Origin of the sequence: Aureimonas sp. Leaf324, from assembly GCF_001423245.1 — a bacterium.
In the GTDB taxonomy this organism is placed as follows: Bacteria; Pseudomonadota; Alphaproteobacteria; order Rhizobiales; family Rhizobiaceae; genus Aureimonas.
The window spans coordinates 566,748-592,196 of record NZ_LMOH01000012.1; the positions used below are offsets into that span (position 1 = coordinate 566,748).

Genomic DNA, 25,449 nt, shown 5'->3' on the forward strand with positions numbered 1-25,449 from the left:
CGCGAAGGAAGCCATCGGCCGGTCGCATGCGGTTTTCCGCGGCGCGCACTCCCCTCGGGCCGCGCCGGAACGCGGCGTCGACCGTCTGGGATCGGCGGGGCCTGAACGCAAGAAGGGCGCGGGGATCGTGGCCTGCGCCCTTGTTCGATCGATGGAGCGGCCGCAGGCCCGCCGGGGTCAGAACTCTTCCCAGTCGTCGGCGGACGTCGCGGGAGCGGGTGCGACCCCGCTCCTCCCCTGGCTGCGCATCTGGACGACCGGGCGGGCGGATGGCGCGGGCGCGGCGCGAGGCGCCTCGCGGCGAACGGCGCGCTGGGTCTGCGTCGCATGCCCCTGCGAGGAGAAGAGCTTGAACTCACCGATGAGGCGGGCGAGCTCGTCGGTCTCGGTGGCGAGCGTCTGCGCGGCGGCGGTCGCCTGCTCGACCATCGCGGCGTTCTGCTGGGTCACCTTGTCCATCTGGTCGGCCGCGGTCTTCACCTCCTTCAGCGAGATGGCCTGCTCGCGCGTGCGGGTCGCGATCTCGGCCACCGTGCGGCTCACCTCGCCCACCTCCGCGATGATCTCGTCGAGGCTGCGCCCCGAGGCGGTGACAAGTTCGACGCCGGCCTCGACCTGCGTGCCGGACGCCGAGATGAGCCCCTTGATCTCCTTGGCGGCTTCCGCCGAGCGCTGGGCGAGGCCTCGCACCTCCTGCGCGACGACGGCAAAGCCCCGGCCGGCCTCGCCGGCACGCGCGGCTTCGACGCCGGCGTTCAGCGCCAGAAGGTTGGTCTGGAAGGCGATCTCGTCGATCACGCCGATGATGCGGCCGATCTTCTCGGACGATTCCTCGATGGCGCGCATGGCGGTGATCGCTCGGCCGACGATCTCGCCGCCCTTGGCCGCGTTGCGGTTGGCGCTCTCGGCCGAGGTCAGCGCGCGGCCGGCCCCTTGCGCGGTTTCGTCGACGGCGCGCGTCACCTCGGCGAGCGCGGCGACGGTCTCCTCGAGGCTGGCGGCCTGCTGCTCGGTGCGCTGCGACAGGTCGTTCGAGGCGGCGTTGATCTCGCCGAGCCCGGTGCGCAGCGATCCGATTGCATTTACCACCGAACCCATCGTCCCTTCGAGGCGCTCCACCGAGGCGTTGAACTGATCGCGGATCGGCTGGTAGCGCTCGGCCACCGGCTGATCGATGCGCACCGTCAGGTCGCCGTCCGACAGGCGCGAGAAGCCGCCCTGCACGCTGTCGACGAAGGCCTGGAGTTCCGCCTTCGACGCCCGCTCGGCGGCGGCGACGCGCTCGCGCTCGGCGGCCTGCGAGGCGCGGAGCGCGGAGGCCTCCGCTTCCAGGCGGGCCTGCTCCACGGCGGCCTGTCGGAAGGTTTCCACCGTGCCGGCCATCTGGCCGATCTCGTCGCCCCGGTCGAGCGAGGGAACGGCGACGTCGCGCTGGCCCTTGGCCAGTTCGCCCATGACCTTGCGCAAACGGGCGACGGGCGTGGCGATCGTGCGGATCAGCATCCATCCCAGAAGGCATGCCGCGCCCAGAAGCAGGCCGATCGCGACGAGGATCTGGACGATCCCCTGCCGGTAGGCCTTCTGCTGGACATCGGCGAGCGAGGCCGCCTGCGTCCTCATGGTGTCGACCGCCGTATCGATGTGGGTCTCGATCGGATCGATCAGCGTGTCGGCCTTGTCGGACCGTATGAACGGCCCGGCCTGAGCGATCGTCGCCGGGTCCGACGCAAGCTTCAGGGCGACCTGGGCGATCTCCTTCTGCCAGACGTCCATGCTCGCTGCGGCATCGCGGAAATGCTGCTTGATGGCCGGGTCGAGCGATGTCGCGTCGAGTTCGGCCGCGGTCTTCTTGAAGTTCGCATAGTGCTTGGAGACCTTCTGGGCCATCTCGTCGGACGGCACGAGGATGTAGCCGCGCGCCGAGTTCTCCTGGCGGGTCACGAGGAAGCGCAGGAACATCGCGTCGTTGATGCTGTCCGCCACCACGAGGCGCGACCGACGCGCGTCCTCGATCGAGGTCATGGTGCCGTAGACGACGGTGCCCATGATGGCGGACCCGACGACCATGGCGGCAAAGCTTGCCATGATCTTCTTGCCGATCGAGATATTGGACAGCTTCATGGGGCTCGGCTCGATGCGAGGGGACGACACCGCGGAACGGCTCCTCGATGCCGCGATCCGGGTCAGGTTGCCCGGAAGATAAGCACGCCAATCGATAGGAAATCCTGAAGACGTCGAAGGACCGACAGGTCGACGACAGCTTTCGTCGGCGGGTACGATGCCGACCGTGGCGCCGCGTGCACGAGACACGACGACGCCGCCGGTGAGAGCCGGCGGCGTCGCGTGATGGGGTCGTCCCGTCGTGTGCCGCCGGCTATTCGGCGGCCATCGCGGCGATGCCGTTCTCGAAGCGGGTGGAGGCGGCCACGGCGTCGATGTCGAGGATGAGCGCCACGCGGCCGTCGCCGAGGATCGTCGCGGCGGCGATGCCGGCGACGCGGCCGTAGTTGGCCTCGAGGCTCTTGATGACGACCTGGCGCTGGCCCTGGATGCTGTCGACGAGGAGCGCGGAGCGCTGGCCGTTCTCGGCCTCGACGAGGATGGCGACGCCCGCCATCGCATCCGTCGCGTCGCGGCGGTAGCCGAGCTGGCGCGACACGTCGATCAGCGGCAGGAAGCTGTCGCGCACGTTGATGACGCGCTGGTCGCCGCCGAAGGGCTTCACCTCGTTCTGCTTCGGGCGCAGCGTCTCGATGATCGCGGTCATCGGCACGACGAGCGTGTGCTCGCCGCACGAGACGATCATGCCGTCGAGGACCGCCAGCGTCAGCGGCAGGCTCATGGAGAAGAGCGAGCCCTTGCCGGGGCGCGAGGTGATCGACACGCGGCCGCCGAGCGCCTGGATCGAGCGCTTGACGACGTCCATGCCGACGCCGCGGCCGGACAGTTCGGACACTTCCTTCTTGGTCGAGAAGCCCGGCAGGAAGACGAGGTTGTCGAGCTCGTCGTCCGACAGCTGCGAGTCGGCCGGGACGAGGCCCTTGGCGACGGCGATGTCGAAGACGGCCTTGCGGTTGATGCCCGCGCCGTCGTCGGAGATCTCGATCACGATGCGCCCCGAGCGGTGCATCGCGGCGACGCGCACGACACCCTCGGTCGGCTTGCCGGCGGCGATGCGGCCCTCGGGCGTCTCCAGCCCGTGGTCGATCGCGTTGCGGATCATGTGGGTCAGCGGGTCGGACAGGCGCTCGATGACGGTCTTGTCGACCTCGGTGTACTCGCCTTCCGTCACCAGCCGGACGCTCTTGCCGGTGCGCTCGGCCACCTCGCGCACAAGGCGCGGCAGCTTCTGGAACACCGACTTCACGGGCTGCGCGCGGATCGCCATGACGCTGTCCTGCATCTCGCGGGTCAGCTGCTCGAGCTCGTCGAGGCCGATGGCGATGTCGGACGCGCGGGTCAGGCCCGCCTGCATCACGCGCTGCGACAGCATCACCTGATGGATGACGAGCTCGCCGACGAGGTCGATCAGGCGATCGACGCGTTCGAGATCGACGCGGATGGTCGGAACCGGGCCGGCCGGCGTGCCCTTGTCGGCGCCGGCGTCCGAGCCGGCGGCCGGGGCGGCCGTCGCGGCAGCAGGTGCGGCGGCAGGCGGCGCCGACGGAGCAGGCGGCGTCAGCGCGACGACATTGGGGCGAGCCTGCTCAAGCGGTTCCGCCTGGGCAAGCTCATCGACGAAAGGGACGGAGTTGCCTCCGCCGATCGAGCCGAGAAGCGCGGCCATCTGCGCGTCGAGGTCCTCGCCGCTGAGCTGGGGCGCCTCGTCGTCGACGCGCTCGACGGTGACGTCGCAGTCGCCCTCGACGAACTCGTAGATCTCGTGGATCGCGGACTCGCCGGCGGCGGTCGTGATCTCCAGCGTCCAGGACAGGGCGGCGCCTTCCGGCTCCAGTTCGGCAAGGTCGGGCAGTTCGTCGGAGTGGCAGGTGACCGAGCCGGTGCCGAGCGCCATCGTCTCGCGGATCAGGCGGGCGGCGTCGTTGGCGTGCTCGTAGAGCGAGGGCTTGGGCTGGACGCGGACGCGGAAGGTGACGTCCTGGCCGGCGGCCGCGAACATGTCGCTGAAGTCGACGGCGACGGGAACGAAGTCGACGTCCTCTTCGACCGGCATGGCGATCGCCACCGGCTGAGCGGGTGCCGCCGCCGCATGACCGCCGCCGCCGGCGAGCACCGACAGATCGGCCATCAGCGCCTGCGGGCGGGCGGGATCGACCGTCCCGCCGTCGCGGGCGGCGATGACGAGATCGGTCAGGACGTCGGCCGAGCGCAGCAGCACGCGGACCACGCCCTGGTCGGCCTCGAGCCGCTCGGATCGCACGAGGTCGAGCACGGTCTCGAAGGCATGGGCGAACTGCACCAGCGCGTCGAGGTTGAAGGCACCCGCGCCGCCCTTGATCGAGTGCACGGCGCGGAACACGGCGTTGACCGTTTCCGAATCCGTCTGGCCGCCTTCCATGGCGAGGAGGCCCGCCTCCAGTTCCTGGAGCTGCTCGGCGCACTCCTCGAAGAAGGTGGCGCGAATGGCGGCCATCGTGTCCATGGACGGGTCCCTTGACTGCGGCTTCGAACGGGGTGCGGCGGGCGGTCGGATCGTTACGGGGCGACGCGGTTGATGGCGTCGACGAGCTTCTTCGGATCGAACGGCTTGACGATCCAGCCGGTGGCGCCGGCGGCCTTGGCGCGGGCCTTCTTCTGCGCGTCGTTCTCGGTGGTGAGCACCAGAACCGGGATCGCCCGCTTGTCGGCATTGGCGCGCAGCTGCTCGATGAAGGTGAGGCCGTCCATGCGGGGCATGTTGACGTCGGTCACGATCACGTCGGGATCGCAGCCGGCCAGAACCTCCAGGCCGTGGACGCCGTCCTCTGCCTGCACCACGTCGAAGCCGGCGCCGGCGAGCGCCGCCCGCAACATGTCGCGCATCGTCCGCGAGTCATCTACGGTCAAGATCGTCTTCACGACCGGTTCCTTTCTGAAATCGGTGTCATAGGTTTACTGTAGTCTGCAGAAATTTCTTCTTCGTGAACAAGTCCGACGTTGACACGGTGGACCTGGAACTTCGTTTCTGCCGAGAGCTAGAACAGGTCGAGGTCGCCCGACTGCACTTCGGCTTCCGTGAGGCCGCAGAGGCGCGTGGCGAGCGCCGACAGGCGGATCGCCGAGAGCGGCCCCTGAAGCTCGTGTTCCGGACCGCCCGCAAACGCCGGCGCGCTGGTGCGCACGAAGCCTTCGAGCTCGGCGATCGTCTGGCTGAGGAGGTCGTGGCTCTGCGCCACGATCATCGCGTCGGGGCCGAGGCCGACCGGCGCGATCAGTCCTTCGAGGCGCGTGGCGGCGGCCGTGAGCCGGGCCAGTTCGTCCGCGAGGCGGTCCAGAAGGAGGTGGGCGGACATCGCACTTCCGGTCATGCCGTCCAGGTCCTCAGAAGAGTTCGAGATCGCCGCCGGAGGCGGGCGCCACGACGGGCGGAGGCGCCATGATCTTCGGCATGGCCTTGTCGCTCGGCTCCATCAGGATCTGCCGCGCGCGGCCGCTGACCGGCCAGAACTCGATGCGCCGCCCCTGCGTGCCGCCGAGGCTGCCGCCGCTGTATGCGATGCCTTCGAGCTCCAGGAAACGCTTGGCGAAGCTCGCGTTCTTGGCACCGATGTCGGACAGGCCGACCATCGTGCGGGCGCCGCCGAAGAGCTTGGCCTCGAGCGCATGCTTGCGCGCGCCCTTCTTGAGAAGGCCGTTGACGAGGAGCTCCATCAGGTAGAGCCCGTAGCTCTGCATGCTCGTCGAGGACGAGCCCATGCCGTCGCCCGGCAGGAGAAAGTGGTTCATGCCACCGACCCCGGCGCCGGGGTCGCGGATGCAGGCGGCGATGCACGATCCCAGAAGCGTGGTGAACACGACGTTGGGCCGGTCGTCGACCTGGGCCTCCCCCTGGATCAGGTTGATGCGCAGGCGATCCGACGGGGCGGACGCGGGGGAGAGCGACGTCAGGCTCATTGCAGGGGACCGAGCACCGCTTCGAGGGTCTTGCGCAGCACGGGAACCGTGATGGGCTTGGCCAGGATGTTGTTGGCACCGGCGGCGGCGGCCTGCTGCACCAGCGCGCGGTCGCCCTTGCCGGTGAGGATGAAGAACGGCGTCTTCTTCGTCGGCCCGTAGGAGCGCAGCGCCTTGAGGAGCTGGATGCCGTCGAGCTTGGGCATGTTGAAGTCGGAGATGACGATATGGCAGGGCGTCGCCATCATCTGCTTCAGCGCCTGCTCGCCGTCCACTGCGTAGACGACCTGCGTGATGCCGAGCTGCGTCAGCGCCTCGTAGATCAGGAGGCGGCTGGTCCGATGGTCGTCAACGATCATCACTTTGAGATGCTGTACGAAACTCATGGCACGCCGTTCCCTGTTCGAAAATTCCGAGATTGATCATCTCGTAGAAAACTGAAGGATTCATTCAAACCGAAGCCTACCTTGCTTCAGTGGAAGATCGCCTTGGCCATGCCGCCGATCGGCACGCGCTTCTCGGCGGCCCCGATCTCCCAGGCGACGCGCGGCATGCCGTAGACCAGCGAGGTTGCCTCGTCCTGGGCGAGCGTGCGGAAGCCCTTGCGGCGCATGGCCAGAAGCCCGTCCGCGCCGTCGCGGCCCATGCCGGTCAGGATCGCCCCCGTCACCCGGCCCTCGCAGGCCTTCGCGATCGAATGGAACAGGACGTCGACGGACGGCCGGTGCCCCTGCACCGGGTCCTCGTCACCGAGCGCCGTGATCAGCTTCGCGCCGCTGCGCCGGACGCTGAGATGACGCCCGCCGGGCGCGAGATAGACATGGCCCGGCAGGATCGGCTCGCCCGAGCGCGCTTCCACCACATGGGCCGGCGACGCGCGGTCGAGACGGGCGGCGAACGAGGCGGTGAAGGTCGCCGGCAGGTGCTGGACGATCAACACCGGCGGCGTGTCGGCCGGAAACTGCGCGAGCAGCGCGATCAGCACCTCGACGCCGCCTGTCGACGAGCCGATGCCAATGAGGTCGGGCCAGTCGTGATGGGCGGTCTGGGGCGCCGAGATCTGACGGTCGCGGCTGCCCGCGATCTGCGTCTTGGCGCGCTTGGCCTCGTGCACCAGCGCCGGCAGCTGCGCCAGCGTATCGCGCCCGCCCATGCCGCTCGGCTTGGCGACGCATTCGAAGGCGCCGAGCCGCAGCGCCTCGATGGTCGCGGCCTGCCCCGGCTGCGTCAGCGTCGAGACCATGATCACCGGGGTCGGCCGCAGCCGCATGATCTTGTCGAGGAATTCGAGGCCGTTCATCCCCGGCATCTCGATGTCGAGCGTGACGACGTCGGGGTCCAGCGCCTTGATCGCCTGGCGCGCCTGCATCGGATCGGCCGCCTCGCCGACGATCTCGATCTGCGGATCCGCGGCCAGCGAGTGCCGGATCAGGGCGCGCATGGTGGCGGAATCGTCGACGACGAGAACTCGCGTGGTGGACATGGAACGGTGCTCGCGGTCTGGAAGCTTGAGCGGACCGACGAAACGCGTGTCAGGTCCGGCGGTACGTGGTCGTTCCGACGAGGGTGAGCTGGTCGGACGCCGATCCGGTGAGGCGCTCGGAATGGCCGATGTAGAGAACGCCGGAGGGCTCGAGATACTTCATGAAACGACTCCAGATCTTCTGGCGCGTCGGCTCGTCGAAGTAGATCGTCACGTTACGGCAGAAGATCGCCTGGAAGCCGTTCTTCATCGGCCATTCGCCGATGAGGTTGAGTTCCCGGAAGGAGACCAGCGTGCGCATCTCCTCGCTGACCGAATGGCCGTTGCCGCTGCGCTGGAACCAGCGGCGGCGCAGCTCCATCGGCACCGGCTGGACGGCAGCATCGTCGTAGATGCCGGCGCGCCCGAAGGCGACGACGTTGGGATCGATGTCGGAGGCGAGGATGCGGATGTCGTAGTTCGCCGCGTCCGGCATCATCCCGAGGATGGTGAGCGCGATCGAATAGGGCTCGTGGCCGTTGGAGCAGCCGGCCGACCAGATGCGCACCCGCCCGCCGCGCTTCGCCGCGTCGAGCAGCGGCGGCAGGAGGTCGGTCCGCAGGTGTTCGAAATGGTGCATCTCGCGGAAGAAATGCGTGACGTTGGTGGTGAGCGCCGCGAGCATCGTCATGCGCTCGCCGGCCCCTTCCGAGCCCGAGACGTGCTCGCAATACTGGCGGAAGCTCTGCATGCCGAGCGCGCGCAGGCGCTTGGCGAGGCGCGAATAGACCAGCGCCATCTTGCTGTCCGGCAACGCGATGCCGGAGTCCTCGTAGAGGATCTTGGCGATGCGCAGGAAGTCCTTCTGCGTCAGCTCGAACTCGCCGGTCGGCTGGACCGTCTCGGACTGCGCCGTGGCGCCCGGCAGGATTCGCGACATGGATGGCCTCCCGAGCCCTGTTCCGCCCGCCTCAGGCCGCGAGGTTCTCTGCCGACGGCGGCAGGACGCTCTCCGGGCTGATCAGCGAGATCATGCGGCCTTCCAGCGCGATGACGCCGCGCACGAAGCTGCGGGCGATCTCGGATGCAAGGTCCGGCGTCGGCTGCAGGTTCTCGTCCACGACGGTCAGGATGTCCGACACCGCGTCGACGAGGAGGCCGACGAGCTGGTTGCCGACCATGACGACGATGATGACCGAGCGGGCCGTCGGCTCCGTCGGGCCGAAGCCGAGGCGCAGCGACAGGTCGACGATTGGCAGCACCGCGCCGCGCAGGTTGATGACGCCGGTCACGAAGCCCGGCGTGTGCGGCAGAGGCGTCGCCGCCGCAAAGCCGCGGATCTCGCGCACCGACGTGATGTCGACGCAGAATTCCTGGTCGGCGACGCGAAAGGCGATCAGTTCGCGTGCGCGCTCCGCCTCGTGCGACTTGCTCATGTTCGTCTGTTCCCTGGCTCGAAGATGCGTTGCGTCCGCTGGGCGGGCCGGTCGGAAGGCTGTGGCGTCAGGCCTCGATGTCGCCGAAGTCCGGGGCGATGCCGCCGACTTCGTGGAGCCCGATGCCGAGAAGTTCGAGACCGCGGCTGAGAGCGTCCGACGGGTTGACCAGGCTGAATTCCTGGCCGTCGGATTCCCAGCTGCGCGCGGCCGAAAGGAGGATCGCGGCGCACTGCGCACCGATGCGCTCGACCTGCGAGCCGTCGACGATGATCGTGTCGCCACGTAGGCGCAGAAGTTCGGCGTGGAGCGGCCGGGCGGCCCGCAGGTCCAGAACCGGCGCCAGCGTCACTTCGCCATGCGCCGCAGCCGACGGCATCGCGAACGCGTCGGCGTCGATCTCGGAAGCAAGTTCTTGCGGCATCATGGCTCTCTCACGTCCCCTGCACAGGCTGCATGCCGATCGAGGAGCTCAGGGTCGCGGGACCCGAAATCCTCCCGTTCCTCAAAGTTGTATCCTGCAAAGATTGACGAACATTTGAGCCCTGCGGAGTCGCCAAGTGTTTCGTGCGGCCAAGAGAAAGGGGCCGCCGCCTTTCGGCGACGACCCCTCGTCTCATCCTCGGCGTGTCCCGCGCGGCGGGATCATTCCCACTCGATCGTGCCGGGCGGCTTCGAGGTGATGTCGTAGACCACGCGGTTGATGCCGCGCACCTCGTTGATGATGCGCGTCGCGGCGTTGCCGAGGAATTCCATGTCGTAGGGGTAGAAGTCGGCGGTCATGCCGTCGACCGACGTGACGGCGCGCAGCGCGCAGACGAACTCGTAGGTGCGCCCGTCACCCATGACGCCCACCGTCTGGACCGGCAGGAGCACGGCGAAGGCCTGCCAGATCGCATCGTAGAGCCCCGCCTTGCGGATCTCGTCGAGATAGATCGCGTCGGCCCGGCGCAGGATGTCGAGCTTCTCGCGCGTCACGCCGCCGGGGCAGCGGATGGCAAGGCCGGGGCCCGGGAACGGATGGCGGCCGACGAAGCGGTCGGGCAGGCCGAGCTCGCGGCCGAGCTCGCGCACCTCGTCCTTGAAGAGCTCGCGCAGCGGCTCCACGAGCTTCATGTTCATGCGCTCGGGCAGACCGCCCACATTGTGATGCGACTTGATCGTCACCGATGGGCCGCCGGTGAAGGACACGCTCTCGATGACGTCGGGATAGAGCGTCCCCTGGGCGAGGAACTCGGCGCCGCCGATCTTGGCGGCCTCCGCCTCGAAGGTCTCGATGAACAGACGCCCGATCGTCTTGCGCTTGACCTCGGGGTCCATCTCGCCTTCCAGCGCGCCGATGAAGAGGTCCTGCGCCTGCACGTGGACGAGCGGAATGTTGTAGTGGTCGCGGAACATGCCGACGACCTCCTCCGCCTCGCCCATGCGCAGGAGGCCGTGGTCGACGAAGATGCAGGTCAGCTGATCGCCGATCGCCTCGTGGATCAGGAGAGCCGCGACCGAGGAATCGACGCCGCCCGACAGGCCGCAGATGACCTTGGCGCTGCCGACCTTGGCGCGGATCTCCTCGACCGCTTGGCTGCGGAAGGCCGCCATGGTCCAGTCGCCGGGCAGGCCCGCGATGCGGTGGACGAAGTTCGAGATCAGCTTGGCGCCGTCCGGCGTATGAACCACTTCCGGGTGGAACTGGACGCCGTAGAAGCGGCGGGCCTCGTCGGCGATGGCGGCGAACGGCGCGCCCGGCGAGGTCGCGACGATCTCGAAGCCCTTGGGCAGCGCGGTCACGCGGTCGCCGTGGCTCATCCAGACCTGATGGCGCGTGCCCTCGGCCCAGATCCCGTCGAAGAGCGGCGAGCCCTTCTGCACCTCGAGGAAGGCGCGGCCGAACTCGCGGTGCAGCCCGCCTTCGATCCTGCCGCCGAGTTGCGCGCACATCGTCTGCTGGCCGTAGCAGATGCCGAGCACCGGCACGCCCGCATCGAAGATGACCTGCGGCGCGCGGGGTGAGTTCTCCTCCGTGGTCGAGGCCGGCGAGCCGGACAGGATCACGGCGCGCGGCTTCAGCCGCCGGAAGCCCTCTTCCGCCGATTGGAACGGCACGATCTCGGAATAGACGCCGGCTTCGCGCACGCGACGCGCGATGAGCTGCGTCACCTGGGAGCCGAAATCGACGATGAGGATGTTGTCGGGGTGCTGGGTCATGGCGGACTTCTAGTCAGGCAGCGTCGGAAATCAAGGGGCTCGAGTCTGCAGCGCGTCCGCCAGCCGGTCGAGCGTCTCGGCCAGACGCTCGTCGATCATCGGCAGGAGGGCGGTCCAGTCGTCGAAGCGGTGGAGTTCGGCCGCGCCGTCGGAAATGCCGCGCAGGCCGACGAGCGGGATCGCATGCCTTTGGCAGGCGCGCAGGATCGGGAAGGTCTCCATGTCGACCATGTCGGCGTCGATCCCGCGATAGGCCGCGCCGCTGACGACGTCGGCGCCGGTGGAGAGACGCGCGGTCGGTACGCCGGGAATGGGCGTCTCCAGCGGCATCTCCGCCGGCATGTCGAGGTGCGGCGTCGCGCCCTTGGGAAAGCCGAGCGCGCTGGCGTCGATGTCGCGCCACGAAACGTGGGACGCCTGATAGATCGCGCCCTGCTCGAGCTTGGCCGATCCGGCCGAACCGAGCGAGACGACGAGGTCCGGCAACCCGCCGCCGAGCTTGAGCGTCGCCAGGGCGGAAGCGACGGCGACGGCCGCCTCGATCGGCCCGATGCCGGTCATCAGAGGGCGGATGCGGGCGCGCAGCGCTGGGCCGTATTCGGCGGGTGCGGCCATCACGAAGAGGACGCGCCGGCCGCCGAAGGTTTCGATCGCCGTCTCTCCCGTCACCCGTTCAGCCTCCAGATCGCGGCGTTCAGAAGCGTCGCGTAGGAGACCCAGACCGCGTAGGGCACGAAGCACCAGAAGGCGACGCGGTCGCGCGCGCCGGTGCGCGCGAGAAACGTCAGGATCGCCGCGAGCATGCCGAGGATGACCACGAGCGCCGGCAGGATCGCATGGGCGCTGAAGAAGAGCGGCGACCAGAGGAAGTTCAGCGCCATCTGGACGACCCAGGCGACCAGCGCCCGCCGGTTGCCGGCCTGATAGGCGCGCCAGCCCGCGACCGCGATCAGGACATAAAGCACCGTCCATACCGGCCCGAAGACCCAGTTGGGCGGATTGAACCAGGGCTTGGCGAGATGGCGATACCAGTCGTCCGGCATGTTGCTGGCACCGACGAGGAGGCCGCCGCCGAGCGAAATCGCAAGGAAGACGAGAAGGCTCACCCAGCGCATCACGATGCCCGCTCCAGAAGCGCGAAGAAGAAGCCGTCGGTGCCCGAGCGCCGCGGCGTCAGCGTCAGGACCGATCCCGAGCCGATCCGCTCAAGGAGGTAGGCGGGCGGCGCGTCCGGCAGGTGCTCGGACCAGACCGCCGCGCCATCCGCAAGCCGCCAGCCGGGCGTGCGGTCGAGAAACGCCTCGACGCGGTCCGCATTCTCCGGCCGCAGGACGGAACAGGTGATGTAGGCGAGCCGGGCGCCGGGCTTGGCAAAGCGCGCGGCGGCGTCCAGCACCTTGTCCTGCTCGGCGGTTCGCTTGGCGAGCTGCGCCTCGCTGAGCCGCCATTTCGCATCCGGCCGGCGGCGCCACGTGCCGGCGCCCGTGCAGGGTGCATCGACCACCACGAGGTCCATCGTGCCCTCCAGCGACGAGAGATCGTCGCGCGGGGCGTGGACCGTCACCGCATCGGCGCCGGCCCGCGCGAGGCGATCCCAGATCGGTGCGAGGCGCTGGCGGTCGGCATCGAAGGCGTGGATCTCGGCCTGATTGTCCGACGCGGCAGCGAGCGCCAGCGTCTTGCCGCCGGCCCCGGCGCAATAGTCGAGAACACGCTCACCCGGGCGGACGCCGCACAGGAGCGCCGCGATCTGCGAGCCCTCGTCCTGGATCTCGAAGGCGCCCTGCTGGAAGCCCCGCTCGACCTGCACGTTGGGATGCCGCCCCTCCCCCTCGATCGGGGGAATGCGCAGGCCGACCGGCGAGAGCGGCGTCGGCTCCGGCGCGAAGGGCGCGAGTTCGGCCTCGACCTCGGCGCGCGAGGCCTTCAGCGTGTTGACGCGCATGTCGAGCGGCGGCCGGTCGGACAGCGCCCGCGCCTCGGCGACCCAGTCAGGCCCCAGCGCGGCCTCGAGTGGCCCCGCCAGCCAGTCCGGCACGTCGGCCGCGGCCGCTGCCTCGGCGCCCTCAAGCCCCTTCTCGCGGCAGCGCTCCAGCATCTCGTCGTCGGGCAGCGGCGGCGCGAAGCGGTCGCCGTCGAGCGTTGCACGAAGCTCCGCGACGCCCGTGCCCGACGAATCGAGAAAGGCGCCGAAGACGAGCGACGCCGTCGCATCCGTCCCCATGCGATGCGCCAGCGAGCGGCGACGGCGCAGGACGTCGTAGACGAGATTGCCGATCGCCGAACGGTCGCCCGAGCCCGCGAAGCGATGGGACAGGCCCCAGTCCTTCAGCGCGTCGGCCACCGGGCGACGGCGCGCGGCCATGTCGTCCAACACCTCGACCGCCGCCGCGATCCGCCCGCCAAGCCGCATGACACCTCGTCTCCGTTTGCTTCCGGCTTGGTAGTGCGCCCGCCCGCCGATCACAAGCCGGCGCCCGAACGCGAAAAAGGCCAGGATCGCTCCCGGCCCTTCTCAACCTCGATGGGATCTCGACCTTACTCGGCGGCTTCCGCCGAGTGGCTGGTGGTCAGGCTCGCCTGCGCGTCGTCACGCTGCTGCGCGGCGAGCGCCCGGCGGATGCCGGCGCCGTAGTCGGCGTGCACCTTGTCGAAGTGGCCGAGCTGGCGGTCCACGATGAACTGCGGCACGCCCTGCATCGCGCCCGCGATCGTCTTGAACAGGCGCTCCTTGTGGCCGTCGTCGAACATCTCGAACAGCGCGCGCGGCTGGCTGTAGTGATCCGCCTCGCCGCGATACTCGTAGCGGCCGACCTGGCCGGAGTAGCGGTGCGGCGGCTCCTCGACGCTCGGGTCCTCCACCGGGCCGCCGAATGAGTTGGGCTCGTAGTAGGCGTCCGGGTTGGTGCGCAGGCCGAAGGGCATCGAACCGTCGCGGTTGTAGTGGTTCACCGGCGAGCGCGGCTTGTTGACCTCGAGCGACTCGTAGTGGACGCCGATGCGGTAGCGGTGCGCGTCCGGATACGAGAACAGGCGGCCCTGCAGCATCTTGTCCGGCGAGAAGCCGATGCCCGGCACCACGTTGGACGGGTTGAAGGCCGACTGTTCGATGTCGGTAAAGTAGTTGTCCGGGTTGCGGTTCAGCTCGAACTCGCCGACCTTGATCAGCGGGTACATGCCGTGCGGCCAGACCTTGGTGAGGTCGAACGCGCTCCAGCCGGTCTTCTTCTCGAAGTCCTCGGCTTCCATCTCCGGCATGATCTGCACGAAGAAGTCCCACTTCGGGAACTGACCGGCTTCGATCATGCCGTAGAGGGCTTCCTGGTAGCTCTCGCGCGACTTGGCGATGACCTTCTCGGCTTCTTCGTTGGTGAAGGTCTTGTGACCCTGCTTCGTCTTGAAGTGGAACTTCACCCAGAAGCGCTCGCCCCCATCGTTCCAGAACGAGAACGTGTGCGAGCCGTAGCCGTTCATGCGGGAGGGGTCGACCGGGATGCCGCGGTCCGACATCAGGATCGTGATCTGGTGCAGCGACTCCGGGCAGAGCGACCAGAAGTCCCACATGGCGGTCGCCGAGCGCAGGTTGGTGCGCGGGTGGCGCTTCTGCGTGTGGATGAAGTCCGGGAACTTGTAGGGGTCGGCGACGAAGAACACTGGCGTGTTGTTGCCGACGACGTCCCAGTTGCCCTCCTCGGTGTAGAACTTCAGCGAGAAGCCGCGCACGTCGCGCTCGGCATCCGCCGCGCCCTGCTCGCCGGCCACCGTCGAGAAGCGCGCCAGCATCTCGGTCTTGCCGCCGACCTTGGCGAACACCTTGGCCCGGCTGTAGCGCGTGATGTCCTCGGTCACGGTCAACGTGCCGAAGGCACCCCAGCCCTTGGCGTGGACGACGCGCTCGGGAACCCGCTCGCGGTTCTGGTGCGCCAGCTTCTCGATCAGCTGGTAGTCCTCGAGCAGCACCGGTCCATTGCGGCCGACGGTCTTGGAGTTCTGGTTCGAGGAGAGCGGAGCGCCCGCCGTCGTCGTGAGCCGCGGTCTGTCGGTCATGGAAACCTCCGTGATCTGAAGTTGGAGCCATTCCAATCCGATTCCCGCGATAGTTTCCAATCGTATTTACCGGGCCTTCCGATCAGTTTATCCGATCGCGATGTTCACGTTCCGCCAGTTCCGCTATTTCGAGGCCCTCGCCGAGACGCTGCATTTCGGGCGGGCGGCCAAGCGTCTCAACATCTCGCAGCCGGCGCTGTCGGCGCAGATCGCGCAGATGGAGGCCGACTTCGGGGCGACCCTCTTCGAGCGGCGGCCGAGCGGGGTCTCGCTGACGCCGGAGGGCGATACGGTTGCGCGACGGGTGCGGCGGATCCTCGCCGAGGTTCGAGATCTCGAGGCGCTCGCACGGGCCGGCGACGAGCTTCTCGTCGGGCAGCTGCGCCTCGGCATCATCGCCTCGCTCGCGCCCTATCTCCTGCCGGGGCTGCTCGCCGAATTGACGCGATCGTTTCCGCGCCTTGCGGTCGGCGTTCGCGAGAACGTCACCGCGCAACTCGCCGACGAGTTGTCGCGTGGCGAACTCGACTGCGTGGTGCAGGCGCTGCCCGTCGAGCGCAAGGGCGTCGAGACGATCCGTCTTGGCGAGGAGCCGTTCCTCCTGGCGGTGCCGGAGACCGCCGCCGCACGCATCCGCGTTCCCGTGTCGCCCGAGGCGCTCGGCGGCGAGCGGCTGATCCTACTGGAAGAGGGGCACTGCCTGCGCGACCAGGCGCTCGACGTCTGCCGTATCGCCGAGGCACGCGACTTGGCGAGCCTCGGCGCGACCAGCCTCAACACCTTGATGCGCATGGTGGCGGGCGGGCTCGGCGTGACGCTCGCGCCCGCCTCCGCCGTGGAGGCGGAGGGTCGCGCCGGCGGCATCGCCTTTCTGCCGTTTCGCGAGCCCGCGCCTTCGCGGACCCTCGTTCTCGCCTATCGCTCGTCGTCAGGCCGCCGCTCGGACTTCGAGCGGCTGGCCGAGATCATCCGCGCCTGCCTCTTCGAGGCTCAGGCGCCGAAGCCCGGATAGTTCGGGCTCTCGCGGGTGATCGTGACGTCGTGGGCATGGCTCTCGCGAAGCCCTGCGTTGGAGATGCGCACGAAGGTCGCCTTGTCGCGGAACTCCTCGAGCGTCGCCGCGCCCGTGTAGCCCATGGCGGCGCGAAGGCCCCCGGTCAGCTGGTGGAGGACCGCGCCGACGGCGCCTTTGTAGGCGACCTGCCCCTCGATGCCCTCCGGCACGAGCTTCAGGGTGTCGCGCACCTCGGCCTGGAAGTATCGGTCGGCCGAGCCGCGCGCCATCGCCCCGACCGAGCCCATGCCGCGATAGGCTTTGAACGAGCGGCCCTGGTGGAGATACACCTCGCCGGGGCTCTCCTCGGTGCCGGCCAGAAGCGAGCCGACCATGACCGCCGACGCGCCGGCCGCCAGGGCCTTCGCGAGGTCGCCGGAATACTTGATGCCGCCGTCGGCGATCACCGGCACGCCGGCCTTCTCGGCCACGGCGACGGAATCCATCACGGCCGACAGCTGCGGCACGCCGACGCCCGCGACGATGCGCGTCGTGCAGATCGAGCCCGGCCCGATGCCGACCTTGATGCCGTCGGCGCCCGCTTCGATCAGCGCCTGCGCGCCGCCCGGCGTCGCCACGTTGCCGGCGACGACCTGGCATCCGTTCGACAGCTTCTTGACGCGCGTCACGGCGTCGAGCACCCGCTGCGAATGGCCGTGCGCGGTGTCCACCACGATGAGGTCGATGCCCGCCTCGATCAGGCGCTCGGCGCGCTCGAACCCGTCGTCGCCGACGCTGATCGCGGCGGCCGCCAGAAGACGTCCCTGCGCGTCCTTGGCGGCGTTGGGGTTCAGCTGCGACTTCTCGATGTCCTTGACGGTGATGAGGCCGATGCAGTGGCCCTCGCCGTCCACGACGAGCAGCTTCTCGATGCGGTGCTTGTGGAGAAGGCGCTTGGCCTCGCCCTGGTCGACGTTGTCGCGCACCGTGACGAGGTTCTCGCGCGTCATGAGCTCGAAGATCTTCTGCCGGTCGTCGGAGGCGAAGCGCACGTCGCGGTTGGTGAGGATGCCGACGAGGCGCCCCTTGGTCTGCCCACCGCGCCCGGCGTTCTCGACCACGGGGATGCCGGAGATGCGATGCGCCTGCATCAGGGCCCGCGCGTCGCCGAGCGTCGCGTCGGGGCCGATCGTGACCGGGTTCACGACCATGCCGGATTCGAACTTTTTGACCTGCCGCACCTCTTCGGCCTGCTCGGCCGGGGTGAGGTTGCGGTGGATCACGCCGATGCCGCCCGCCTGCGCCATCGCGATGGCAAGGCGCGACTCGGTAACCGTGTCCATGGCCGCCGAAAGGATCGGGATGTTGAGGTGGAGGCTGCGCGTGATGCGCGTCTTCACGTCCACCTGCCCCGGCATGACCTCGGAATGGCCGGGCTGCAGCAGCACGTCGTCGAAGGTCAGAGCGAGCGTGCCGGTCGCGGTCTCGATGATGCGGGCCATGGCCAGTCCTTAAAATGAATGCCGGCGCCCCTTGGGACGCCGGCGTATTGAGGATTGGCACGGGCTCGTAGCACGAGGTCCCGTCAAAGAAAAGCCGGTGCCCCGGCGGCTCAGCCGCCCGCCAGAAGCTGGTAAGTCTCCGGCACGAAGCGATAGGCGTCGCCATCCTTCTCGACATAGCCGAGGCCCGGAAACGGCAGGTGGTAGCCGAGGAACGGCACCCTCTGGTCGGCCAGCATCGCGGCGTATTGCCGGCGGGTCTGCGCCGCGGCCGTCTTGTTCTGGTCGAAGCGGACCTGCCAGTCCGGCTTCTGGAACGAGACGACGAACTGGCTGAACGTGTCCGCCATCAGGAACAGGCGCTGGCCGGCCGACGACAGCTCGAACGCCATCATGCCCGGCGTGTGCCCGAAGGCGGCGCGCGCGGTGAGGCCCGGCACGACCTGATCGCCGTCGCCGAGCAGCGTCGTCTTCTCCTTCAGCGGCACGACCATCGCCTCGACGGCCTTGGCATTGTCGGCGCGCTGGCCGTTCTTCGCCTCGTCCGAGGTCCAGAACTCCATTTCGGTGCGGCCGATCGCATAGCGCGCGTTGGCGAACACCGGGGCCCCATTCTCCATCAGGCCGCCGATGTGGTCGCCGTGAAGGTGTGTCAGCACGACGAGCGTGACGTCGCCGGGCGCCAGGCCCGCCTGTCCCATGCGCTGGGTGAGGAGGCCCATGCCGTTGGCCCGTCCGTTGGCGCCCATGCCCGTATCGACCAGCACCAGCTCGTCGCCGAGGCGGATCATCACCGGCTGGAAGAAGTTGACGAAGCGCTGCGGCGGCAGGAGGTTTTCCTGCATCAGCGCGCCGACCGCCTCCTGGCTCTGGTCCTCGCCGAAGGTCGGGAACGGCCCCTCGCCCGGCCGGATGCCGTCGAGGATCACGGTGACCTCGGCGTCGCCGATCTTGAAGCGCCGCCAGCCGGGCGCCAGCGGATGGGTGTCGCTCGTGGTTTCCATGGTCGATCCTTGCGCAGCGGCAGGACGGCTGCCCAGCGTTCCGGCGACGCCACCGGCGGCAAGGAGCAGCGCGTTGCGGCGATTGACTTCGAAGACGTCGGGCATCGGATGAACCTCACGTTCGATCTTGGGGTGCGGGACAAACGTGAACATGGGCGACGGGCCCGCATTCACAAGGCTCGGATAGCGCCGAGCGGCGAACCGCCGCCCCCGACGGCTGGCGCCATCTTTAAGTTCGACTTATATCCCGCGCGATCCGTCCCACCTCCGACGTCCGGGGCTTCTCGTGAAGCGCATCGTTCCCCTTGTCCTCGCCGTCGCGCTGTTCATGGAGAACATCGATTCGACGGTGATCGCGACCTCGCTCGCGACGATCGCCCGCGACATCGGCACGAGCCCAATCGCGCTCAAGCTCGCGCTGACCAGCTACTACGTGGCGCTCGCGGTGTTCATCCCGATCTCGGGACGCATGGCCGACCGGTTCGGCGCCAAGCCTGTGTTCCAGACGGCGATCGGCGTCTTCCTTGCCGGCTCGCTCGCCTGCGGCTTCGCCACCTCGCTGGAAGGCTTCGTGGTCGCGCGCTTCGTGCAAGGGATGGGCGGGGCGATGATGACGCCGGTCGGGCGCCTCCTCCTCGTGCGGGCGGTGCCGCGCTCCGATCTCGTCAGCGCGATGGCGTGGTTCACGATGCCGGCCCTCGTCGGCCCGCTGATCGGCCCGCCGCTCGGCGGCTTCATCTCGACCTATGCCGACTGGCGCTGGATCTTCTTCATCAACATCCCGGTCGGCTTCGTCGGCATGGCGCTCGCGCAGCGCTTCCTGCCGCGGGTCGAGCCGATGCGCGACGTCACCTTCGACTGGATCGGCTTCGCGCTGTCGGGCCTTGCCTGCGCCGGCGTCGTCTTCGGCCTGTCGGTGGTGTCGCTCCCCGCCCTGCCCCCGGCGGTCGGGCTGGCGACGACCGTGATCGGCGCCGTCTTTGCCGTTCTCTACATCAGGCATTCGCGCCGGACCGAGCACCCGGTGGTGCGGCTCGATCTCCTGCGGATCGCGACGCTGCGCGCCTCGGTGATCGGCGGCTCGCTGTTCCGCATCGGGGCCGGCGCGACGCCCTTCCTGTTTCCGCTGATGCTGCAGCTCGGTTTCGGCTACTCGGCCTTCCAGTCCGGCCTCGTCAGCGCCGTGTCGATCGGCGGCGCGATGACCACCAAGGCTCTGATCAAGCCGATCCTCAAGCGCTTCGGCTTCCGCCCGACCCTCGTTCTCTCGGCGCTGGTCGGCGGCGCGCTGATCGGCGCCATCGCCTTCTACCGGCCCGTCGTTCCGATCGCCGTCCTCATCGTGCTGATGCTGATCGGCGGCTTCTTCCGCTCGATGTTCTTCACCGGCACCAACACGATCGCCTTCGCCGACGTGCCGCAGAACCGATCCGGGGATGCAACGTCGATGCTCGCCGCCTTCCAGCAGGTCGCGATCGCGGGGGGCGTGGCGACCGCCGGCGGCATCCTCGAGGCCGGCATCGTCCTCAACGGCACGGGTCATGCGACGCTCGCCGACTTCTCGGTCGCGTTCCTCGCGGTCGGGCTGGTGACGATGCTCGCCGCGATCCCGTTCATGCGCCTGTCGCGCGAGGCCGGGGCGGAGCTGGCCGGCCGGCGGGTGCCAGCCGAATAGCGTATCAGCCGAGCGGCCCGGCCTCGCCGTCGCCCTCGATCGCCTCGGCGTCCCCATCGGCCTCGGCGCGCCGACCCTTGAAGCCCTTGGCGAGGAGGTAGAGCTCCACCGATCCCTCGCGCGAAGCCGGCGGCTTGACGTGGTGAACCGTGCGGAAGTTCTTCTTCAGCATGGCGAGAAGCTCGCCTTCGGTGCCCCCCTGGAAGGTCTTCGTCAGGAAATGGCCGCCGGGCTTCAGGGTGCGAACGGCAAAATCCGCCGCGACCTCGCACAGGTGCATCGTGCGCAGGTGGTCGGTGCGTCGATGGCCGGTGGTGGGCGCCGCCATGTCGGACAAGACGATGTCGGGGTCGCCGCCGAGCGCCTCGAGCAGACGATCTGGCGCCGTCTCGTCGAGAAAGTCGAGTTCCAGGATCGTCGCGCCCTGGATCGGATCGACCGGCAGGTAGTCGATGCCGACGACATGCGCCTCCTCCGGCGTGTTGGCGGTGCGCTCCACGGCGATCTGGCACCAGCCGCCAGGGGCGGCCCCGAGGTCCACGATCCGCATGCCCTTCTGCAGAAGCTTGTAGCGGTCGTCGATCTCGGAGAGTTTGTAGGCCGCGCGCGAGCGGTAGCCGTCGATCTTCGACCGGCGGACATAGGGGTCGTTCAGCTGGCGCTGCAGCCACTCGCGCGAGGAGGCCTTGAGGCCGCGCTTCTTCTTGACCCGGACCGCCAGGCCCCGGTCGTCACCCCGTCCCGAACTCGCCATCAGACCGTCTGCCTTGCATTCGTGGGCGCCGGGCGCCGCCAGACGCCGTCCGCCACCATCATTTCCGTCAGAAGCCCCTCGCGCAGGCCGCGGTCGGCGACGCGCAAGGTGCGGGCCGGCCAGACCCGGCGGATCGCCTCGAGGATCGCACAGCCCGCCAGAACGAGGTCGGCGCGTTCCGAGCCGATGCAGGGATTGGCGACGCGCTCCTCGAAGCTCCAGCCGGCGATCCTGCCGACCAGCCGGTCGATATCGGCGGAGGCGAGCCAGAGCCCGTCGACCTGCCGGCGGTCGTAGCGCTCCAGTTCGAGCTGGACGCCGGCCAGCGTCGTGACCGTTCCGGACGTGCCGAGGAGATGGAACCCCTCGCCGCCCACGAGATCGTCGAGCTTCCCCGCGCCGGGAAAGCCGGCGATCATCTCCTCCACCTCGCGGATCATCCGCTCGAAGACCTCGGGCGGCACGTCGCGCCCGCCATGGCGCTCGGCCAGCGTCACGACGCCGACGGGCAGCGAGGTCCAGGCGACGATGTGGTTCGACAGGCGCCGGCTCGCGCCGCGCCGGAGGTCGAGGAGCGCGATCTCGGTCGAGCCGCCGCCGATATCGAAGAGAACGGCGCCCTTGGCCGAGCGGTCGACCAGCGAGCCGCAGCCGGACACGGCGAGCCGCGCCTCGGTCTCGCGCGTGACGATCTCCAGCGCGAGACCGGTGTCGCGCTGGACGCGCTCGATGAACTCGGCGCCGTTGGCCGCCGACCGGCAGGCCTCGGTCGCGATCAGCCGGGCGCCGGAAATCTCGCGCGCCGACAGCTTCTGGCTGCAGATTTCGAGCGCGGCGACGGCGCGGTCCATCGCACCGGCCGCGAGGCTTCCCGTCCGCCCCAGCCCTTCGCCGAGCCGCACGATGCGCGAGAACGCGTCGATCACGCGGAACTGGCCGGGGCGCGTCGGCGTCGCGATCAGGAGGCGGCAGTTGTTGGTGCCGAGATCGAGCGCCGCATAGGTCGGAATGCGCGCGGCATCGCCTTCCGCGCGATCGATGCGGCGCGCCGGGGCCGGCTTGGCCATGCCCGTCGACATCGCCGCCGCGTGCGTCGCCGCAACCGCGGCCGCGGCGACGCCGCCACGCCCACGGCCGCGCCGTCGACGTCGCCCTTTCGCCGCGGGCGGCGCCTCGTCCGCGCCGCTGCGCGCCCGCAGAGCCCGCTCGGCCTCGGTGAGCTTGGCGCTGAGGCTCGGCGGAAGATCGTGCAGGGCGAGCGTCGCACGGTCCGCGGCGAGCGGGGGCGGCCCCTTCCGTCGACGCCGGCGCTGGCGCTTGGACAGCTTCTGGCCGTCCTTCGGCGCGCCATCCCTCGCAGCGCCCGGTTCGGTGCGCTGGGATGCGGGTGCCAGTGTTTCGGCCGGCCCCTGATGGCTTTCGCCCGAAGGCCTGCCGAGAACGTTCGAAAGATGGCTGCCTAGATGCCTGACGGGTGTTCGGCCTTGATGCTGGTCATGGATCACATGTTGTCTCCGGAGCCGGCCACGAAGGCGCTCCAAGGCCCGGCGAGGGCCAATGTCGTTGCCCGGAGTGTAGCCGACCGGCCACAATGCACAAGGCGCAACCGGGTTCATCCCACGAAACCCGCGCACCCACCATGCTTTCGCCTCAAAGGAAGCGAGCGTCTACTGGGCGTCGCAAGACGGTTGACGCCCGATCGCAAATCGCCTATCTGACCGCTCACGGAACGAGGGTCACCGAGACCACCGCTTCCGCCGCGCAAGCGGCACGTGCTGGGGAATAGTTTAAGGGTAGAACAGCGGACTCTGACTCCGCTAGTCTTGGTTCGAATCCAGGTTCCCCAGCCAGCTTATCTCAAGTCATTGTAATCGCTTTTCTTTTTGGTGGCTGAGAATCCTCTCGGCCTCTTCGCCACGCGATGTGCCCAAACCTGTAGCCCACAGGTGATGCCCATCGGCGTCTCCTGGGCTCGCGGCTCAAGGGATCCGGTCGGTGGCGACTCGGCATGACACAAGCAATCTCGAACGGCGCGGCCACACCTTCTACTGGCGCGCTCGCGTGCCGACGCGCTTCGGCAAGGTGCCGCGGCAAGCCCGCCTCTCCTTCTCACTTCGGTTGTCCGACCATCACAAAGCGGCCTACATGGCGCGGCGGCTCAACACGCTGCTCGCCGACCTGACCGTGAGACCGACCGCCGCGATGACAACGAAGGACCAGCTCGACCAGCTCTTCCGCGCCGAGATCGAGCGCATGACGGCACATCTCGACGACATCGCCTTCGCGGTTCGGCGAAGCGGTGGCGTCGACGACGTCCGCGAGATGGAAGCCGACATCGAGGTCGGCTGGGCGTACCGCCTGATTCAGCTCTTCGGAACGACGCGCGCCCTCAGCTTCGAGGCGGACTGTCCAGGCAGGTCCATGCTTCTGCGCCACGGTATCCCCGAGCCGCATGTCGCGACGATCGCTGAGACGTTCCGCGCCGAACAGGCGGAAGGCCGCAGCCCCGTTTTCGACCGTGCGGTCCGTGAGCAGATGGCTGACGTCGGCCTCACCGACACGCTGGCCAATCGCGAACGGGCGAAGATGGAACTGTATCGCGCGAAAGCCGATGCGCTTCTCAACGTCGCCGAACGCTGGCCGATGATTGACCGCAAGCAGAATGCCCTCGTCGCGACGACGCTGCCCGAGGAGGAGCGCGCCAGCCTCGTCTTTACCGCAGACAGCGCGGACGAAGCAGGATCTGACGATACGACGGCAGAGACATACGTCCGGGATCAGCATGAACCGGAACTCAGCGTCGCGGAGGATGAGGAGAAAAGCGCCCTTCCCGTTGAGCCGACATCAGACGACGAAGTGGCAGAGGCGGTTCCGCCGACAGTGCCTCCAATTGAGACACGCACTGCTGAACGTCCCGAACCCGAAGCTGCTCCCGCTGGCCGGGTCCTGCATCTCGAGGCGTTCGAAGCGTCGTATGAGGCACTCGCCCGCAACAATCGTGACAACTGGACCCCTGCCACCGCCAGTGACGTGCGAATGCTCGTGCGGATGTTCCGTGACATCCTGGAGGAGAACGGCGTCTCGCATTCCGGTGAGATCGGCCAGCAGCACGTGGCGGCTCTGCGCCAGCATCTGAACCTCATTCCGACGCGCTACGGACAGAGCTCACGGCTGCGCATCATGAAGCCCGCAGCGCTTCGCGCCTTTGCGGCCCATGAGATCGCGCGTGCCGAACGGCGCGGTGAAGCACCACCCAAGGTCGGCCTTTCGGCGGCAACCATCCGCAAGCACCTGGGCAATCTCGACACGTTCCTCAATCATGTCAGGGCAAGCGGCTACGCCGTGGCGGATTGGTCGCTGAAAAGCCTTCGGCCCCGCAAGCCGAAGGCGGGCGCGATCCGGTTGGCGCAGGAAAAGCCTTCGCCCGACCAAGTGCGGCCGATCTTCGACCTTCCGATCTTCATGGGATGTCGAGACGCTACAAACCGCCATGTTCCGGGAGATGCGGTATTCCACGGCGGCGTCTACTACCTACCGATGCTGTTCGCCTATCTCGGCGCCCGTCGCAATGAGTTTGCAGGCCTGGAAACGAGCGACGTGCTCGACACGCAGCACGGTCCCGCCATTCACATCCGCGCCAACGTTCACCGCAGCATCAAGAATGCCCAGTCGGATCGCCTCCTGCCTGTGCCGCCAGAGCTGATGCGCCTCGGCTTCCTCGATTACGTCGAGACGATCCGGAAGATGGGCTATCGCCAGCTCTTTCCCGAGCTGTTCTCGCCGCTGCTGAAGACGAACGATCCCGGCGACCGCTTCTACAAGGACTTCATTCCGATCGTGAAAGCCTCGCCGCATTTCTCCTCCGATCTGTGGAAACGCTCGATCCATGCCCTCCGGCACGGATTTTCGGACACGATGAAGCAAGCGGGCGTCGACACTGCGATCATCAGCGACATCGCGGGGCGTCTCGGCGAGTCTGAAACGGCGCTGCGCTACACGAACGTCGCCGGACTTCCGTTGATCAAGGAGCAGCTCGAAAAGTACCCGGTCATCACCGGGCACCTCGAGGCGCGCCCGATGCGCCTCCTGCCATGGGTCGAGAACAAGGAACTGCCGCCCTGGGCGGGCAAGAAGCCGGGAGATCGGTTTCGGAAATAATTTCCGGCCAAGCGGACTGGAAGCGGCCTGTCCGCTTCCGACGCGATGTAGCAGACAGTTGCGATTCCGCTATCGACCCAAATTGGCCCTTGATCCGTTCATTGGCCGCTCCCCAAAGCAGACGTTAGGCTTGGCTCCGACGCGACGGTAACGCACTTTCA

The 25,449-nt window shown here is 68.4% G+C and carries 22 protein-coding genes and 1 tRNA gene; 4 read left to right on the forward strand and 19 right to left on the reverse strand.

Features of this window, described 5'->3' with window-relative positions; translation table 11 throughout:
- Positions 1-177: 177 nt before the first annotated feature.
- The 15 genes from ASF65_RS10275 to ASF65_RS10345 form a co-directional block, all read right to left on the reverse strand.
- Positions 178-2,121: a methyl-accepting chemotaxis protein gene (locus tag ASF65_RS10275; protein ID WP_082505392.1), complete on the reverse strand. Its 1,944-nt coding sequence runs from the start codon at positions 2,119-2,121 to the stop codon at positions 178-180.
- 253 nt (positions 2,122-2,374) lie between these two features.
- On the reverse strand, positions 2,375-4,603 hold the full coding sequence (locus ASF65_RS10280) for a chemotaxis protein CheA (protein ID WP_055888563.1): 2,229 nt from the start codon (positions 4,601-4,603) through the stop codon (positions 2,375-2,377).
- Between the two features lie 53 nt (positions 4,604-4,656).
- Entirely contained in the window at positions 4,657-5,019 is a 363-nt protein-coding gene (locus ASF65_RS10285; protein ID WP_280137626.1) for a response regulator, read from the reverse strand.
- Positions 5,020-5,135: 116 nt separating this feature from the next.
- Positions 5,136-5,453, reverse strand: a complete 318-nt coding sequence (locus tag ASF65_RS10290) for a hypothetical protein (protein ID WP_055888565.1) — start codon at positions 5,451-5,453, stop codon at positions 5,136-5,138.
- A 28-nt stretch (positions 5,454-5,481) separates the two neighbouring features.
- The gene (locus ASF65_RS10295) at positions 5,482-6,054 is read right to left on the reverse strand and encodes a chemotaxis protein CheD (RefSeq protein ID WP_055888567.1); all 573 of its coding nucleotides are present in this window, start codon (positions 6,052-6,054) and stop codon (positions 5,482-5,484) included.
- A complete protein-coding gene (locus ASF65_RS10300) occupies positions 6,051-6,440 on the reverse strand; it encodes a response regulator (RefSeq protein ID WP_055888569.1) in 390 nt (129 codons plus the stop codon). Before ASF65_RS10300 ends, ASF65_RS10295 begins: the two co-directional genes overlap by 4 nt.
- A gap of 86 nt (positions 6,441-6,526) precedes the next feature.
- Positions 6,527-7,537 carry a chemotaxis response regulator protein-glutamate methylesterase gene (locus tag ASF65_RS10305; protein ID WP_055888571.1) on the reverse strand — a complete coding sequence of 337 codons (1,011 nt, stop codon included), beginning with the start codon at positions 7,535-7,537 and terminating at the stop codon, positions 6,527-6,529.
- Positions 7,538-7,586: 49 nt separating this feature from the next.
- Positions 7,587-8,456, reverse strand: coding sequence for a protein-glutamate O-methyltransferase (locus ASF65_RS10310; protein WP_055888572.1), 870 nt, complete (start codon positions 8,454-8,456; stop codon positions 7,587-7,589).
- 31 nt (positions 8,457-8,487) lie between these two features.
- Complete coding sequence (locus ASF65_RS10315) at positions 8,488-8,952, reverse strand: chemotaxis protein CheW (protein ID WP_055888575.1); 465 nt, start codon at positions 8,950-8,952, stop codon at positions 8,488-8,490.
- A 67-nt stretch (positions 8,953-9,019) separates the two neighbouring features.
- A complete protein-coding gene (locus ASF65_RS10320) occupies positions 9,020-9,376 on the reverse strand; it encodes an STAS domain-containing protein (RefSeq protein WP_200940017.1) in 357 nt (118 codons plus the stop codon).
- Between the two features lie 221 nt (positions 9,377-9,597).
- Entirely contained in the window at positions 9,598-11,154 is a 1,557-nt protein-coding gene (guaA, locus tag ASF65_RS10325) for a glutamine-hydrolyzing GMP synthase (protein ID WP_055888577.1), read from the reverse strand.
- 30 nt (positions 11,155-11,184) lie between these two features.
- Positions 11,185-11,823: a 5'-methylthioadenosine/S-adenosylhomocysteine nucleosidase gene (locus ASF65_RS21365; protein WP_280137627.1), complete on the reverse strand. Its 639-nt coding sequence runs from the start codon at positions 11,821-11,823 to the stop codon at positions 11,185-11,187.
- The gene (locus ASF65_RS21370) at positions 11,820-12,269 is read right to left on the reverse strand and encodes a TspO/MBR family protein (protein WP_055888579.1); all 450 of its coding nucleotides are present in this window, start codon (positions 12,267-12,269) and stop codon (positions 11,820-11,822) included. The genes ASF65_RS21365 and ASF65_RS21370 overlap by 4 nt, the downstream gene beginning before the upstream one ends.
- The gene (locus ASF65_RS10340; protein ID WP_055888581.1) at positions 12,269-13,567 is read right to left on the reverse strand and encodes an RsmB/NOP family class I SAM-dependent RNA methyltransferase; all 1,299 of its coding nucleotides are present in this window, start codon (positions 13,565-13,567) and stop codon (positions 12,269-12,271) included. The genes ASF65_RS21370 and ASF65_RS10340 overlap by 1 nt, the downstream gene beginning before the upstream one ends.
- A 125-nt stretch (positions 13,568-13,692) precedes the next feature.
- Positions 13,693-15,201, reverse strand: a complete 1,509-nt coding sequence (locus tag ASF65_RS10345; protein ID WP_055889109.1) for a catalase — start codon at positions 15,199-15,201, stop codon at positions 13,693-13,695.
- A 100-nt stretch (positions 15,202-15,301) separates the two neighbouring features.
- On the opposite strand from ASF65_RS10345, the gene ASF65_RS10350 reads away from it, so the two are divergent.
- Positions 15,302-16,213 (forward strand): LysR substrate-binding domain-containing protein, encoded by a 912-nt coding sequence (locus ASF65_RS10350; protein WP_055888583.1) that lies wholly within the window; start codon positions 15,302-15,304, stop codon positions 16,211-16,213.
- Here ASF65_RS10350 and guaB read toward each other — a convergent pair.
- Both guaB and ASF65_RS10360 read right to left on the reverse strand, forming a co-directional pair.
- Positions 16,192-17,697: an IMP dehydrogenase gene (gene guaB, locus ASF65_RS10355; protein WP_055888585.1), complete on the reverse strand. Its 1,506-nt coding sequence runs from the start codon at positions 17,695-17,697 to the stop codon at positions 16,192-16,194. The genes ASF65_RS10350 and guaB overlap by 22 nt on opposite strands.
- A gap of 110 nt (positions 17,698-17,807) precedes the next feature.
- Complete coding sequence (locus ASF65_RS10360) at positions 17,808-18,806, reverse strand: MBL fold metallo-hydrolase (protein WP_055889112.1); 999 nt, start codon at positions 18,804-18,806, stop codon at positions 17,808-17,810.
- A 181-nt stretch (positions 18,807-18,987) separates the two neighbouring features.
- Between ASF65_RS10360 and ASF65_RS10365 the strand changes: the two genes are divergently transcribed.
- Positions 18,988-20,376 carry an MFS transporter gene (locus ASF65_RS10365; protein WP_055888587.1) on the forward strand — a complete coding sequence of 463 codons (1,389 nt, stop codon included), beginning with the start codon at positions 18,988-18,990 and terminating at the stop codon, positions 20,374-20,376.
- Between the two features lie 4 nt (positions 20,377-20,380).
- Here the strand turns inward: ASF65_RS10365 and ASF65_RS10370 are convergent, their stop codons facing one another.
- Positions 20,381-21,130, reverse strand: a complete 750-nt coding sequence (locus tag ASF65_RS10370; RefSeq protein ID WP_055888589.1) for an RlmE family RNA methyltransferase — start codon at positions 21,128-21,130, stop codon at positions 20,381-20,383.
- Positions 21,130-22,635 (reverse strand): Ppx/GppA phosphatase family protein, encoded by a 1,506-nt coding sequence (locus ASF65_RS10375; RefSeq protein WP_244486611.1) that lies wholly within the window; start codon positions 22,633-22,635, stop codon positions 21,130-21,132. Before ASF65_RS10375 ends, ASF65_RS10370 begins: the two co-directional genes overlap by 1 nt.
- Before the next feature lie 271 nt (positions 22,636-22,906).
- Here ASF65_RS10375 and ASF65_RS10380 point away from each other — a divergent pair.
- Both ASF65_RS10380 and ASF65_RS10385 read left to right on the forward strand, forming a co-directional pair.
- Positions 22,907-22,980 (forward strand) — tRNA-Gln (locus tag ASF65_RS10380).
- A gap of 145 nt (positions 22,981-23,125) precedes the next feature.
- Positions 23,126-25,288, forward strand: coding sequence for a DUF6538 domain-containing protein (locus ASF65_RS10385; RefSeq protein ID WP_055888592.1), 2,163 nt, complete (start codon positions 23,126-23,128; stop codon positions 25,286-25,288).
- The last annotated feature ends 161 nt before the right edge of the window (positions 25,289-25,449 follow it).

Bases quoted from the DNA above. Each gene is read 5' to 3' on its own strand.
- ASF65_RS10350 (WP_055888583.1), top strand. From the start codon at position 15,302: ATGTTCACGTTCCGCCAGTTCCGCTATTTCGAGGCCCTCGCCGAGACG.
- ASF65_RS10305 (WP_055888571.1), bottom strand. From the start codon at position 7,537: ATGTCCACCACGCGAGTTCTCGTCGTCGACGATTCCGCCACCATGCGC.
- ASF65_RS10300 (WP_055888569.1), bottom strand. From the start codon at position 6,440: ATGAGTTTCGTACAGCATCTCAAAGTGATGATCGTTGACGACCATCGG.
- ASF65_RS10280 (WP_055888563.1), bottom strand. From the start codon at position 4,603: ATGGACACGATGGCCGCCATTCGCGCCACCTTCTTCGAGGAGTGCGCC.
- ASF65_RS10345 (WP_055889109.1), bottom strand. From the start codon at position 15,201: ATGACCGACAGACCGCGGCTCACGACGACGGCGGGCGCTCCGCTCTCC.
- ASF65_RS21370 (WP_055888579.1), bottom strand. From the start codon at position 12,269: ATGCGCTGGGTGAGCCTTCTCGTCTTCCTTGCGATTTCGCTCGGCGGC.
- guaA (WP_055888577.1), bottom strand. From the start codon at position 11,154: ATGACCCAGCACCCCGACAACATCCTCATCGTCGATTTCGGCTCCCAG.
- ASF65_RS10295 (WP_055888567.1), bottom strand. From the start codon at position 6,054: ATGAGCCTGACGTCGCTCTCCCCCGCGTCCGCCCCGTCGGATCGCCTG.
- guaB (WP_055888585.1), bottom strand. From the start codon at position 17,697: ATGGCCCGCATCATCGAGACCGCGACCGGCACGCTCGCTCTGACCTTC.
- ASF65_RS10320 (WP_200940017.1), bottom strand. From the start codon at position 9,376: ATGCCGCAAGAACTTGCTTCCGAGATCGACGCCGACGCGTTCGCGATG.
- ASF65_RS10275 (WP_082505392.1), bottom strand. From the start codon at position 2,121: ATGAAGCTGTCCAATATCTCGATCGGCAAGAAGATCATGGCAAGCTTT.
- ASF65_RS10315 (WP_055888575.1), bottom strand. From the start codon at position 8,952: ATGAGCAAGTCGCACGAGGCGGAGCGCGCACGCGAACTGATCGCCTTT.
- ASF65_RS10370 (WP_055888589.1), bottom strand. From the start codon at position 21,130: ATGGCGAGTTCGGGACGGGGTGACGACCGGGGCCTGGCGGTCCGGGTC.
- ASF65_RS10360 (WP_055889112.1), bottom strand. From the start codon at position 18,806: ATGCCCGACGTCTTCGAAGTCAATCGCCGCAACGCGCTGCTCCTTGCC.
- ASF65_RS10340 (WP_055888581.1), bottom strand. From the start codon at position 13,567: ATGCGGCTTGGCGGGCGGATCGCGGCGGCGGTCGAGGTGTTGGACGAC.
- ASF65_RS10290 (WP_055888565.1), bottom strand. From the start codon at position 5,453: ATGTCCGCCCACCTCCTTCTGGACCGCCTCGCGGACGAACTGGCCCGG.
- ASF65_RS10310 (WP_055888572.1), bottom strand. From the start codon at position 8,456: ATGTCGCGAATCCTGCCGGGCGCCACGGCGCAGTCCGAGACGGTCCAG.